This is a genomic window from Clostridium sp., assembly GCF_047718555.1.
GTDB lineage: Bacteria > Bacillota > Clostridia > Clostridiales > Clostridiaceae > Clostridium_I.
The window spans coordinates 49411-62796 of the sequence record NZ_JBDNRK010000006.1 but is presented as its reverse complement, the minus strand read 5'-3'; the positions used below and the strand labels follow the sequence as shown (position 1 = coordinate 62796).

Annotated in this window: 11 protein-coding genes; 9 read left to right on the top strand and 2 right to left on the bottom strand. The window is 36.8% G+C overall.

The window, feature by feature from the left end; translation table 11 throughout:
• Positions 1 to 6 precede the first annotated feature (6 nt).
• A complete protein-coding gene (locus ABF633_RS04085) occupies positions 7 to 675 on the bottom strand; it encodes a Rha family transcriptional regulator (RefSeq protein ID WP_415522280.1) in 669 nt (222 codons plus the stop codon).
• A gap of 393 nt (positions 676 to 1068) precedes the next feature.
• On the opposite strand from ABF633_RS04085, the gene ABF633_RS04080 reads away from it, so the two are divergent.
• The 5 genes from ABF633_RS04080 (at position 1069) to ABF633_RS04060 (ending at position 5337) form a co-directional block, all read left to right on the top strand.
• Positions 1069 to 1242, top strand: a complete 174-nt coding sequence (locus ABF633_RS04080) for a hypothetical protein (RefSeq protein ID WP_415522278.1) — start codon at positions 1069 to 1071, stop codon at positions 1240 to 1242.
• Positions 1235 to 1585 carry a DNA ligase gene (locus tag ABF633_RS04075; protein ID WP_415522277.1) on the top strand — a complete coding sequence of 117 codons (351 nt, stop codon included), beginning with the start codon at positions 1235 to 1237 and terminating at the stop codon, positions 1583 to 1585. The genes ABF633_RS04080 and ABF633_RS04075 overlap by 8 nt, the downstream gene beginning before the upstream one ends.
• Complete coding sequence (locus tag ABF633_RS04070) at positions 1578 to 2699, top strand: DUF2800 domain-containing protein (RefSeq protein WP_415522396.1); 1122 nt, start codon at positions 1578 to 1580, stop codon at positions 2697 to 2699. Before ABF633_RS04075 ends, ABF633_RS04070 begins: the two co-directional genes overlap by 8 nt.
• Positions 2700 to 2712: 13 nt before the next feature.
• Entirely contained in the window at positions 2713 to 3276 is a 564-nt protein-coding gene (locus ABF633_RS04065; RefSeq protein WP_415522275.1) for a DUF2815 family protein, read from the top strand.
• Positions 3277 to 3345: 69 nt separating this feature from the next.
• Positions 3346 to 5337 carry a DNA polymerase gene (locus ABF633_RS04060; RefSeq protein ID WP_415522273.1) on the top strand — a complete coding sequence of 664 codons (1992 nt, stop codon included), beginning with the start codon at positions 3346 to 3348 and terminating at the stop codon, positions 5335 to 5337.
• A 47-nt stretch (positions 5338 to 5384) separates the two neighbouring features.
• Here ABF633_RS04060 and ABF633_RS04055 read toward each other — a convergent pair whose 3' ends face one another.
• Positions 5385 to 6032, bottom strand: coding sequence for a helix-turn-helix domain-containing protein (locus ABF633_RS04055; RefSeq protein ID WP_415522271.1), 648 nt, complete (start codon positions 6030 to 6032; stop codon positions 5385 to 5387).
• A gap of 521 nt (positions 6033 to 6553) precedes the next feature.
• Here ABF633_RS04055 and ABF633_RS04050 point away from each other — a divergent pair.
• From ABF633_RS04050 to ABF633_RS04035, 4 genes are read left to right on the top strand one after another with little or no spacing between them, the layout of a single operon-like run.
• Positions 6554 to 6763 (top strand): type II toxin-antitoxin system Phd/YefM family antitoxin, encoded by a 210-nt coding sequence (locus ABF633_RS04050; RefSeq protein ID WP_415522269.1) that lies wholly within the window; start codon positions 6554 to 6556, stop codon positions 6761 to 6763.
• A gap of 17 nt (positions 6764 to 6780) precedes the next feature.
• Entirely contained in the window at positions 6781 to 8925 is a 2145-nt protein-coding gene (locus ABF633_RS04045; protein ID WP_415522267.1) for an N-6 DNA methylase, read from the top strand.
• Complete coding sequence (locus tag ABF633_RS04040; protein WP_415522265.1) at positions 8925 to 10259, top strand: restriction endonuclease subunit S; 1335 nt, start codon at positions 8925 to 8927, stop codon at positions 10257 to 10259. The genes ABF633_RS04045 and ABF633_RS04040 overlap by 1 nt, the downstream gene beginning before the upstream one ends.
• Positions 10247 to 13372 carry a DEAD/DEAH box helicase family protein gene (locus tag ABF633_RS04035; RefSeq protein WP_415522264.1) on the top strand — a complete coding sequence of 1042 codons (3126 nt, stop codon included), beginning with the start codon at positions 10247 to 10249 and terminating at the stop codon, positions 13370 to 13372. The genes ABF633_RS04040 and ABF633_RS04035 overlap by 13 nt, the downstream gene beginning before the upstream one ends.
• The last annotated feature ends 14 nt before the right edge of the window (positions 13373 to 13386 follow it).

Sequence of the window (13386 nt, the reverse complement as noted above, 5' to 3'; positions counted from 1 at the left end):
CCCCTTTTATATTGCCTTATTATTTAATTTTGTCATGTACCATTCAAGATGACGCTTACGCTGCTCATAGTCTGGCACTGCTACAAGCAAACCTACATCAACTTTTTGTAGGGTTTCAAGCATACTGATTTGCTCATCAATGAGATATGGTCTAATGCTTTTTCCTTTTTCTATGTTGTTTGCCAACCTAAACTGCTTTGCTGTCATCCCAATTACAATGCGGTTAAGCATATCGCATTCATTACTGAAATGATAAGGCTTCGGATTTTCATGAAGTAACTTGATGTTTTCCGTTAATAATGGGAACTCCTTACGAGCAGAAACTAATGTTTTTATAAATTGCTCCATTTCATTAAAGCGTTTAATATATAGTTCCTTAAAACGCATTGCCTTTTGTCCTGTGTATCCCATAACTAACATAGTAAAACCATCTCTAGTCATAGCATAAGCTTTTTGCTTTCTGTTCCAGCCATCTGTGTATGAGGTCGGCTCAAAATTGAGCCGAGCAAATTCCTCACTCAATCCAGATTTGGGGTCAGTGATTTTAGCAATGTCACGTAGAACATTTTTATGTTCCTTTTCAAAAAAATCAGCTACAAACAAACTATCAACCCTTGCAGTATCTTTTGTGTCGGCAAAAATGCCATATTGGTCTTTAGGTATTAACTCTTTCATAAGAACCCCTCCTTTAAAAGTACATAGGGATAAGTCCCCTATAGCTTCCTAAGGACAGAACTTTCTCTTTTGGACGGAGGATTTAAAAACTTTTTTACTTTAACAAAATTGCTTCCTTAATATAAGAAAAAATAGTATTTTAAAAAAATTAAAAAATCCTCCGTCCATTTTTAACTCTTTTGTCCTTAGAGAATTAGAAGGATATGAAACAAAAAGTATTTTTAAAAAACTTCAAGAAAGTCCGTCCAAATTGAAAACTTTTGTCCTTTGAAAGGTAGAGGGACATAAGTAAAAAAATTTCAAAAAAGGTTTCTTGAAAATCCGTCCAAATCACAAACTTCTGTCCTTTGGAAATTAGAGAGGTAATAAACTCTCAGAAAGGTGGTGCTACTTATGCAAGCTGGAACAACTGCTGACACTGAAAACAGACAAGAGAACTGCTTAGATGAAGAACTTGCAGATGTACTAATTGCAATTAGTGTCATATCAAAAAGACTTGCAAGGAAATTAACCGAGCAGTTAGCGCAAGAACAATCAAATATGGAAGGAGATAAAGCACATGGGTAAAATGAGCAAATTATCTGCAGAACTTGATGAACTCAGGAAATGTGGAGAAATCTTAATTGGAATCTCAGATACTTTGAGAGAATTGTTTTCTACGGCAGAAGAAGAAAAGCCCGCAAAAGATCCTAAGAAGAAAGAAGCCGTGGCAGAAGAAACTCAAAAGCCTGAAAAGAAGGCACTCTCACTTACTGATGTCCGTGCTGTTCTAGCTGACAAATCCCGTAATGGATATACAGCAGATGTCAAAGCACTTCTTTTAAAATATGGTGCGGACAAACTGTCAGACATCAAACCATCAGACTACGAGGCTTTACTGGCAGAGGCTGAGGTGTTTGGAAATGCCTAAACACGCACTACTCTCCGCTTCATCCAGCCACAGGTGGCTAAATTGCCCACCTTCGGCAAAGTTATGTGCAGAGCAAGATGACAAAGCCAGTGCCTATGCACAGCAAGGTACAGATGCACACAGTTTATGTCAGTACAAATTGGAAAAGGCTCTCGGCATGAATACCCAAGACCTAATAAAGAATCTGGAGTACTACGATGCAGAGATGGAAAACTGCGCAGATGAATACGCATCCTTTGTCATGGAGCAGGTGGAAGAAGCAAAACAGCACTGCCCTGATCTTTTGGTCTTGATCGAACAGCATCTTGACTTCTCCAAATATGTAGAGGAAGGCTTCGGCACGGGTGACTGTGTCATCGTTGCAGATGGTGTTCTGCAGGTAATTGATTACAAGCACGGTCTTGGCATCTTGATATCGGCAGAAGAAAATCCGCAAATGATGTGCTATGCACTTGGTGCTTTGGAACTCTTCGATGGTATCTACGATGTGGGTATTATAAAAATGACAGTTTTTCAGCCACGCAGAGACAATGTCAGTACCTACACCTTATCAAAGGAAGACCTGCTGAAATGGGGAAATGAAGTTCTCTCTCCTATAGCTGAACTTGCTTATGCAGGCGATGGAGAATTCAAAGCTGGGGACCACTGTCAGTTCTGCAAAGTAAAGGCTACCTGCCGTAAACGTGCTGAGTATAACCTTGAACTTGCAAAGTACGATTTTGAAATGCCTGCTACCTTGGACAGCACAGAAATCGAGGTCATTCTCTCAAAAGCTGATAACCTTATAGCCTGGGTCAATGACATCAAGGAATATGCCTTAAAGCAGGCACTCAGTGGTACAAAGTATTGTGGGTTTAAAATTGTAGAATCACGTTCCACAAGAAAATATACTGATGAACAAGCGGTTGCAGATGCTGTTAGTTCAGCAGGCTTTAATCCATATGAACAGAAACTTCTCGGAGTTACCTCTATGACTTCGGCTCTTGGCAAAAAGAAGTTTGAAGAAATCCTAGGTAGTCTTGTCTACAAGGCACCAGGTAAACCAACACTCGTGCCGGAGAGTGACAAACGTCCGGCAATGAATACAGCACAAAATGATTTTATTGAAGAATAAGGAGGACAATATTATGTCAAAAATAGCAAATCCAACTAAAGTTATTACAGGTCCACAAACAAGATGGTCTTATGCAAATGTATGGGATCCAAAGTCAATCAACGGGGGAACACCTAAGTATAGCGTAAGCCTCATTATTCCTAAGTCCGATGTTAAGACTGTTGCAAAGATTAAAGCAGCAATTGAGGCAGCTTACAAGGAAGGCGAATCAAAGTTAAAAGGAAATGGCAAAACAATACCTGCTCTTTCAGTTCTTAAGACTCCGCTTCGCGATGGCGATGCAGAAAGACCAGATGATCCTACTTATGCAAATGCATACTTCATCAATGCCAATAGTGCTACCGCACCGGGTGTAGTTGATGCAGACCGTAATCCTATACTTGAGCGCTCTGAAGTATATTCTGGCGTTTATGGCAGGGCCTCAATTAACCTTTATGTCTTCAACTCTAACGGAAATCGCGGAATCGCTTGTGGCTTAAATAACCTACAAAAAATTTCAGATGGTGAACCTTTAGGTGGCAAATCTCGTGCTGAGGATGATTTCACAACAGATTCAGATGATGATTTCCTTTCATAAGATAAACATTTAGTCTCTAACTAGGCGGTAGCTATGCTGCCGCTTTTTATTATAAGGATGGTGACAATCATGGACAAAATAATATCATTATCGATAGACCTTGAGACTTTCTCTGATATCAATCTGAAGAAATGTGGAACATATAAATATACAGAATCTCCCAACTTTGAAATTCTCCTCTTCGCCTACTCCATCAATGGTGGTGATGTTATTGTCATAGACCTGGCGAGTGGCGAGGAAGTTCCAATTGAAATAATATCTGCCCTTTCAGACGAATCCGTGACCAAATGGGCATTCAACTCGGCATTTGAGCGTATATGCCTGTCAGCATGGCTTAGAAAAAATTATCCTGAACACTTCAGTAGCTACAGTAACAGCGATGACACTGTCGGTAACTACCTAAACCCCTCTTCATGGAAATGCTCCATGATATGGTCTGCTTATAATGGACTGCCCTTATCCCTTGAAGGTGTTGGGGCTGTCCTTGGCTTACAGGAACAGAAAATGAAAGAAGGCAAAGACCTCATCCGTTACTTCTGTGTTCCATGCAAGCCCACAAAATCTAATGGTAACCGAACTCGCAATCTTCCTATGCATGACATAGCAAAATGGGCAACCTTCGTCTCCTACAATCGCAGAGATGTTGAAGTTGAAATGTCCATTCAGAAAAAGTTGGCTAAGTTTCCTGTGCCTGAATTTGTATGGGGAGAATATCAAATAGACCAGAAAATTAATGATCGTGGAATCGCCATTGACGTGAATGTTGTTGAACAGGCAATTAAGATGGATGAGCGTTCCAAGGAAGTGCTCTCGGAAGAAATGAAGAAGCTCACAAATCTTGATAATCCAAATTCTGTACTGCAGATGAAACAATGGTTAAATGACAATGGCATTGAAACCGACACTCTTGATAAAAAGGCTGTGGCAGAGATGCTAAAGGATGCTCCACAGGAACTTGCTGATGTCCTTATTCTCCGTCAGCAGCTTGCCAAATCAAGTATAAAGAAATATCAGGCAATGCAAAATGCTGTATGTGCTGATAGCCGTGCAAGAGGAATGTTCCAGTTCTACGGAGCAAATCGTAGTGGTCGCTGGGCTGGACGTTTAATTCAATTACAAAATTTGCCACAGAATCATATGCCAGATTTGGAGCAGGCTCGTAACCTTGTAAAAAGCGGTAACTATTATGCATTAGAAATGCTTTATGATTCTGTCCCAGAAGTATTGTCAGAGTTAATCCGCACCGCTTTCATTCCAAAGCCTGGATATAAATTCGCTGTGCTAGACTATAGTGCAATCGAGGCGAGGGTACTCTCACACCTTGCACAGGAGTCATGGAGAAATAAAGTCTTTGCTAATAATGGAGATATTTATTGTGCAAGTGCCTCTGCGATGTTTGGTGTTCCAGTTGAAAAACATGGTCTGAACAGCCATCTTCGCCAGAAAGGCAAGATAGCCGAACTTGCATTAGGATACGGCGGTTCCTGTGGAGCCCTTAAATCTATGGGTGCCTTAGATATGGGGCTTGCAGAAGAGGAATTACAACCTCTTGTTGATGCCTGGAGAACCTCCAATCCTAACATAGTACAGTTTTGGTGGGATGTTGATAACGCAGTTAAAATTGCAATAAAACAGAAAACTACCACCGAAACTCACGGTATCTATTTTATTTATCAAAGCGGTATGCTGTTCATCAAACTCCCATCTGGAAGAAAGCTGGCTTACGTAAAGCCTAAGATTGGTGTTAATCAGTTTGGTGGCGAAGCTGTAACCTACGAAGGTGTCGGAGCAACAAAGAAATGGGAACGCATCGAATCATATGGTCCTAAATTTGTGGAAAATATTGTACAGGCAATCTCAAGAGATATCCTCAGCTATGCTATGCATACACTAAGACACTATTTCATCTGTGGTCATGTCCATGACGAATTAATTATTGAATGTCCTATGGATGAATCCTTGGATATCATCTGTGAACAAATGGGGATAACACCCCCGTGGATGAAAGGTCTGCAGTTAAGAGCCGATGGCTATGAGACAATGTTCTATAAAAAAGATTAACCAAAATGGTAGCAACACTGATTCTCAAGTGCTGCTACCATAGTTTTTTAAATCATATCATCCAGTAAATCCATTGCAATTTTCTTAATCTTTGCCACTTTATCAGTGACAGTACTCTTTCCTATCCCAATTTCAGCTGCTATTTCCCTATGGCTGAATCCATCAGATAATAGCTTAAGTATCCTACCATAGTTAGGGTCAATTTCCTGTACACGACTAATCAGTTCATTCAGCGTACCAAAATAGATATCTTCTGAACCATATGTAACTGGAGTAACTGCTTCGAAATCAACCTCTTCCCCTTCTGCATTTTCTGCTGACAGACAGCTGAATGTTAGTGTTCCGAAGTTCTTCTTATCCAATGAAGTGGCATATGGACACTTACTGCATTTGTTACTTTCTGGGCAACGAATCAATTTTCCTTTGCCATTACTTACTTCGCAGCGTTTATCACGATCCTCTGCTTTAAACTCCGCTGAATAGGAACTCATCACGGCATCGTACTGCACTTTAGTTCCTGGAATCAGAACCACATCTACCTTTCTGTTCCCCACTCTCCATTTTCTAATCTGGGATTTTTCTACACCTACTATCATCCCATGTTCTTCGATAGAATCCCTATCGATAATCATAGGTATTAGTACCTGTTCCTCCTCTGCTCTATTTACTCTGATTTCCTGTGTTTCTTTTTTCATTAAGTACTCCTTTCCGCCAAGTTGCTTTGGCGGCAAAGGATACAAAAATAGGGCTTGTGCCTAAAAGAAGTACACAAACCCTAAAAAAGAGCGCAATAAGGGAAGGTACTTCTATTGCAACGCAACTGTTCTTATTAACAGTGCGAAACAATATGTATCCTTTGCCTTATTGCAACTCAGGCATTTGATATTTTTTCAGCAGCCCTTTGACTGCTTTATACAGAAGAATTCTCCGTTCTTCTATATAAAAGTTTATAGAAAAACTTAACTGTTGTCGTATCTTCCCAAGTTAAACAAAAACCCTGAAACAAAGTACTTCCAGCCCTCTACCTGATATTAAAACAAGTTAAAAACAAGCTTTTCTCGAATTGAATTCTAACTTGCCAAGTTAGAAATATCTTTAGTTCTATAAGTAATTGAAATCATTTAATATATGTAAATTTAAAAAGTAGTTGTAATAGTAATTACTTTTTTGATACAATGTAGTGTGAATTGTTGCACACAAGAATAGGAGGTTTAAGATGGCTATTCCAAAGAAAATAAAAACACCTATGGAACATTACAATATGTCTGACTTGCTCAGAGGTCAGGCTTCAAAAATAGTTACATCCATTGCTGAAAAAGATACAACTGGATATATTTTAAAAAATGGAAAGCCTCTAGCAATCCTCATTTCTAATGAGAGATATGAACGTTTGCTAAAGGCCGGAATTGATATAAGTGAATTTTAAACTGGAGGAAAACAAAAATGGCAGATACAAAAATAACTAAAGTTATGATGGATGACGCAAGCATCAACGTAAGTAAAGAAGTAGATATGGTCTTCTCTATTGCTAATACTCTCCGTGGTCCATATAAAGCAGATAAATACAAAGATATTATTATCCCGATGATTATTATAAGACGATTAGAATGTGCATTAGAGGTTAAAGATACTGACGGCAAAACTAAGAAAGAAAAGGTTACTGATGCCTTTAAGAAAAATCCACAAACACCTGCACAAATTCTCACAAGATTGTCTGGCTACCCTTTTTATAATACTAGTGACTTTAATCTAGCAAACCTGTTAGATGAGGCCCCAGCTATTGTAGAGAATTTCTGTTTTTATATTGAATCATTCTCACCTAATGTGCAGGATATTTTAATTAATAGGCTTAAGTTCAAAGAAAAAATTGCTGATTTAGATAAAAATAATCGTCTTCTCGGTGTTGTAAAGAAGTTCTCTGAACTAAATTTAAATCCAGATACCATTGATGGTCACAAAATGGGTTATATGTTTGAAGAAATCATTCGTAGATTCTCTGAAAACGCTGAAGCTGGTGACCACTATACTCCTCGTGAAGTTATTCGATTACTTTCAAGTATTCTACTAGCTGAAGGTTGCGATGATGTATTTAGTGAAGGAAAAGAAATTACAGTATTAGATATGGCCTGTGGCACAGGTGGTATGCTTTCCACTACACACGATTTTATAAAGAGAATGAATCCTGATGCCTCTATTCGTCTGTTTGGTCAGGAAAATAATCCTGAGTCTTTTGCTATCTGTCTTGCTGATATGCTTATAAAAGGGCAAGCCGCAGAAAATATTAGATTTGCTGATACTATGAAAGAAGATTGTTTTGAAGACACTTCAATGCGTTTTGTAATTGCTAATCCTCCATTTGGTTTATCTTGGGGTGGTAAGGATGCAGGCGATGGAGTGGAAAAAGCTGTACGCGCAGAATACAAAAAAGGAAAGAGCGGACGCTTTGGTGCAGGTCTTCCAGGAACAGGTGATATGCAATTACTTTTCATGCAACACGCTATAGCAAAGATGGATAAGGATAACGGACGTGCTGCTATTATTACAAACGGTTCTCCTCTTTTCTCTGGCAATACAACAAGTGGCGAAAGTCAGATAAGACGATTTATGCTTGAGAATGACTTGGTTGAAGCTATCATAGCTCTCCCATCCCAGTTATTCTACAATACTGATATTGGCATTTATGCATTTATTCTTTCAAAGAATAAACGTAAAGAACGTATGAATAAAATTCAACTTATTAATGCTGTAGATTTGTGGAAACCTCTTAAGCGTTCCCTTGGAAAAAAACGTAGAGAGATTTCTCTTGAACAAATTAAGGAAATAACACGCATATATTCTGAATTTCAACCCGGACCTCTTTGCAAGATTTTTGACAAAGAAGAATTTATGTATAAAGAGTATTCCGTATGGCAACCGTTGCAGCGTAGAGGTGTTATCAATGCGGAAAGTATAGAATCTTTAAGAACCAGTGCTTATTTCACGAGCAACTCAAATATTTATAATGAGGCTGATTTTACCGAACTTGAAGAAACAAATCCTCGTGATGCAGCAGCTGAAAAGAAATATCAGAAATATAAACGTGGTCTTGTATTTACTACTGCAGTCATTGAAGCTCTTAAAGCGCATCAATCTGAAACAATCTATACTGATTATGCAAAACTTGAGAATGCTATTAAGTTGATTATCAAAGATATCGATGGATATTCTGCTTCACGTTTAACTGGAATTGCAATGGAAATGTCTGTAATGGATAAAACGGCCGTTATTCAGAAAGACCGTAAGGGAAATATTATCCCTGACCCAACTACTAAGGATACTGAGATAATAAAGCTCAATCAAAATGTACAAAAATATTTTGAGACAGAGGTATTGCCTCATGTTCCAGATGCTATATGGGCATATGAATTCGATGAAAATAAAGCACTTAGCTCTACTAATAAGGAAAAACTTGGTGCTGAATTCCCATTTGCTCGTTTTTTCTACGAATACAAAGAACCTGAAAAAGCTGATGATTTATTAACTCAATTTATAGAGATTGAATTGAGTTTGAAAGAGAAAATCTCACTTTTAACTGGAGGTAAGCATTAATGTCTAAAACAAAAGAAAGTGGTATTAGTTGGATTGGCACCATTCCCGTCGATTGGCAAACTAATAAAATTAAATATATTTCTACATTAAAAGGTCGTATTGGTTGGCAAGGTTTAACTTCTGAAGAATATTGTGATGAAGGAGCTTTTCTAATTACTGGTACAGACTTTGTCAATGGTGGTATTAATTGGGATACCTGTGTTCATGTTCCTATGAAACGTTGGGAAGAAGCTCATGATATCCAAATTGAAAATGGAGACTTACTTATTACCAAGGACGGAACAATTGGTAAAGTAGCCATTGTTGATGGTCTGACCGCCCCAACTTCCCTTAACAGTGGTGTACTTCGTATTTCTACAATAAGCGGATATGATCGTCGTTTCCTTTACTGGGTACTCCAATCAGACGTATTCTGGACTTGGTATGCTATTAAAAATGCTGGCAATAGCACAATTCAGCACTTATATCAAGGTGATTTTGCTGAATTTAAATATACAATACCAAAAATAAATGAGCAAAAGATAATAGCAAATTTTCTTGATAAACAATGTTCACAAATTGACAGTATTATTATAGATTTAAAAACACAATTAGAACTTCTTCAAAATCACAAAAGAAGATTAATTACCGAAACTGTATCACGTGGAATAAATAATTCTGAACCAAGAAAATATAGTGGTATTGAATATATTGGTTGTATCCCCTCATCATGGGAGACAAAAAAAGTTAAATATGTTATTGCAGGTATTAAAGATGGAACTCATGGAACATTTGATAGAGTTTCATCTGGCAAACCACTACTTAGTGCAAAAAATGTTTTTGATGATGGATTGCATATTAGTGATTCAGAGAGTGAAATATCAGAAAAAGACTTCAATCTCATTGTTTCCAATGGCTATCCTCAGAGAAATGATGTTTTACTTTGTTGTGTTGGAACCATAGGTAGATGCTGTGTTTATGAGTACAATGAACCTGTTGCTTTTCAACGTAGTGTAACATTTTTACGTCCACTTTCAACTACTAATCCTAAGTATTTAGCATACTGTTTAAAATCAGAATCGACTTTGATTCAGGAACAACTTTTAACTAATAAATCTGCGCAAGATGGTTTATATATGGGGGCAGTAAAAGAGCTCATTATACCTTTTACTGAAAATATTGATGAGCAGGTCAAAATTGTAGAGTTTCTTGATAAACAATGTGGACGCATTGACTCTGTTATATCTGAAAAGCAAAAACAGATAGAAGTAATGCAGCAACATAAGAAGTCACTCATCTATGAATTTGTAACAGGAAAGAAGCGTGTAAAGGAGAATAAATCATGCCAATTATAGCAGACCAATTGAAAGAAACTAAAGATTATCAAAAATTAATTCTTAACCATTTGCATGATGTAAATGGTTTTCGAATTCGCCAATCCTCTGCTTATAAAGCAGGATTATCAATGGACACAGAAGTGCTCTTTGAATTTTTTGAAAATACTCAGTCCGATGTTATGAATAGCCTTAGAAAGCTATACAAAGATCGCACTGAGGAAACCATACTAAATACAATCAACGCTGAAATAAATCGACATAATGGAAATCTTATCTCTCGCGGTCTTATTGATGTAATAAAAAACGGTGTAGAGTTTGATAATGGAAAAACACTTAAACTAATGTTCCGCAAACCAGATAGTACTAGAAATACAAAGGCGGTTGAAAATTACAATAAAAACATTTTCTCTGTAATGGAAGAGGTCTATCATAAGAATGATGAACGAATTGATCTTGTTATATTCTTAAATGGCATCGCTATTTTTGCTATAGAGTTAAAGTGTAATACATCAGGCCAGACTTATAAAGATGCCATCACTCAATATAAGGACGAACGTGACTGCAATTCTCGTCTACTAAAAGAAAAGATTGGTGTGTTTGCTGCATTTGCAATGGATTTAAATGAAGTCTATTTCTGTACAAAATTGCAAGGAAAAGATTCTTTCTTCAACCCATTTAATATCGGTGATAACTTTGGAAAAGGAAATCCTCACAATGATAATGGAATCAATGTTTCCTATATGTGGGAAGATATTTGGACTAAAGATAGAATTCTTTATTTAATTGAACGTTTTATTTATATAAAAACTAAAGAAACCAGAAATGCAGACACTGGAAAAAACAAGAAAACAAAAGAGCTCATTTTTCCTCGTTTCCATCAGCTCCGTGCCGTAGAAAAGGTAATGGATGATGTTATAATCAATCATACTGACTGTAACTACCTAATTGAACATTCAGCTGGCAGTGGAAAGACAGAGACAATATCTTGGCTTGCACATATTCTTTCCACTGTACATGACCCTGCAAATGATAATATTTTCGATACCGTATTAGTTATTACTGATCGTATTGTTGTTGACAGGCAACTACAAGAGTCCATTTTAGGGATGGACCACAAGAGTGGACAAGTTAAAGTTATGGATGACAAATGTGATTCTGAAGATTTAGCTATCGCGCTCTCTGGAAACACAAAAATTATAGTAACCACTATACACAAGTTCTTCTATATACTTAATAACGATTTATTAGGTAATCTTAAACAGAAGAAATTTGCTATTTTAATTGATGAGGCTCATTCTTCTACAGAAGGAGTATTCATGCAGTCCGTTACTCAGGTTCTATCGAATGAAGATAATGATGAAGAAAAGACAGAAGAAGATAAGATGGTTGAAGAAATACAAAAAAGTGGCAAGCAGAGCAATGTTTCCATGATTGCATTTACTGCAACTCCAAAACCAGATACCATTCAACTTTTTGGCACATTAAATGCTGAAGGTAAGAAAGAATCTTTTGATGTTTATTCCATGAAACAAGCTATTGAAGAAGGCTATATTCTAAATGTCTTAAATAACTATATAACTTGGAAAACTTACTGCCATATTAACAAAGCAATTCAAGATGATCCAGAACTAAATACTATCACTGCTAAACGTAAAATGGCACGTTTTATTGACTTACACGAAACCAACATAGCTCAGAAAGTTGAAATTATTGTAGAACACTTTAAAAATAATGTAATGCACTTACTAGATGGTAATGCTAAAGCAATGGTTGTTACTTCTTCTATTCCCGCTGCTATTGAATACAAATTAAAATTTGAAAAATATATTAACCAAAAGGGCTATACAGGTTTAAAGGCTTTAGTTGCATTTTCAGGCAAATGCACCCTGAAAGATGATCACGATAACCCAACCGAATATACAGAACGTGGAATGAATGGAATTAAAGAAGATGAACTCCGTTATGAATTCGATCGCAAATGTTATCAAGTTTTATTGGTTGCAGATAAGTATCAGACTGGTTTTGACCAGCCAAAGTTGGTAGCAATGTATGTTGATAAAAAATTACGAAAGACTGCAGCTGTTCAGACCCTATCACGTTTGAATAGAATTTGTCCTCCATATGAAAAGACTACTTTTGTTCTGGATTTTAAAAATGAATATTCTGATATAAAGAAGGCTTTTCAACCTTACTTTAAGGATACTATTCTCTTTCAAACAATTTCTCCAGCAGATATTCGTGATCTTGACCGTGAAATTGAAAATTATAATGTATTAGATACTGATGAAATTGATGAATTCAATTCATTCCTATATCAATCTAAACGTACAAATAGGGACAAGCAACGTATGTGGTCATTACTGGATGCATCATTAAGAAGGATTTACAAGATGACTGAAAACGAGCAGATTAAGTTAAAAAAGGATATCCGTCACTTTCTCAAAGGATATTGTTTCTTAATACAAGCTACTGCATATGAGAACCTTGAATTTCATAAACGTTATAATTACCTTTCCTACCTCATTAAAGAAATTGATATAGGAACTGGTGGTAATAATTTCGATATTGCTGATAAGATAACAGTCAGCAACTTTCGTCAAAAACAAACATCTTCTAATAACGGTGATGAAATTGAAGCCAAGCCGGAAGTATCTATTAAGAAACCTAAGCCTGCCACTGTTGAGGAACAGCAGAAAAAATTACTTTCAGCGATTATTGATGAGGTTAACGCCTTGTATGATAAAAACTACGAATCGGATTCTACCTCTAAAACAGCATCACAGATACGAGATTTACTCTTAAATAACAAAGAACTCCATGAGCGCTTAGTGAAGAGTGCAAAAATCAATTCGTTTGATGATTTTAAATTTACGTATGATGATTGCGTTCAAGATGCATTGGTTATCGGATATGATCAAAATGTTGACTTTTATACCCTGCTTTTAAACAATGAAGAAATTAGAGGTAAAATTGCCAATGTATTCATGGGGGAAATATACAAAATCCTACGTGGTGAAACTGCTACTATAAATGACTTTCAAAAGTCAACAAGTAAATATGCACTATCTTCACAAACATATAAAATTGCTGAGAACTCAATACCTTACGTAAAAACTTCAGATGAGGAATAGATATAAGGAGGTAC

What these genes read in the sequence shown, in the direction of transcription:
- ABF633_RS04070 (WP_415522396.1), top strand. Translation starts at nt 1,578, where the DNA reads ATGCCTAAACACGCACTACTCTCCGCTTCATCCAGCCACAGGTGGCTA.
- ABF633_RS04075 (WP_415522277.1), top strand. Translation starts at nt 1,235, where the DNA reads ATGGGTAAAATGAGCAAATTATCTGCAGAACTTGATGAACTCAGGAAA.
- ABF633_RS04080 (WP_415522278.1), top strand. Translation starts at nt 1,069, where the DNA reads ATGCAAGCTGGAACAACTGCTGACACTGAAAACAGACAAGAGAACTGC.
- ABF633_RS04060 (WP_415522273.1), top strand. Translation starts at nt 3,346, where the DNA reads ATGGACAAAATAATATCATTATCGATAGACCTTGAGACTTTCTCTGAT.
- ABF633_RS04065 (WP_415522275.1), top strand. Translation starts at nt 2,713, where the DNA reads ATGTCAAAAATAGCAAATCCAACTAAAGTTATTACAGGTCCACAAACA.
- ABF633_RS04085 (WP_415522280.1), bottom strand. Translation starts at nt 675, where the DNA reads ATGAAAGAGTTAATACCTAAAGACCAATATGGCATTTTTGCCGACACA.
- ABF633_RS04040 (WP_415522265.1), top strand. Translation starts at nt 8,925, where the DNA reads ATGTCTAAAACAAAAGAAAGTGGTATTAGTTGGATTGGCACCATTCCC.
- ABF633_RS04055 (WP_415522271.1), bottom strand. Translation starts at nt 6,032, where the DNA reads ATGAAAAAAGAAACACAGGAAATCAGAGTAAATAGAGCAGAGGAGGAA.
- ABF633_RS04035 (WP_415522264.1), top strand. Translation starts at nt 10,247, where the DNA reads ATGCCAATTATAGCAGACCAATTGAAAGAAACTAAAGATTATCAAAAA.
- ABF633_RS04045 (WP_415522267.1), top strand. Translation starts at nt 6,781, where the DNA reads ATGGCAGATACAAAAATAACTAAAGTTATGATGGATGACGCAAGCATC.
- ABF633_RS04050 (WP_415522269.1), top strand. Translation starts at nt 6,554, where the DNA reads ATGGCTATTCCAAAGAAAATAAAAACACCTATGGAACATTACAATATG.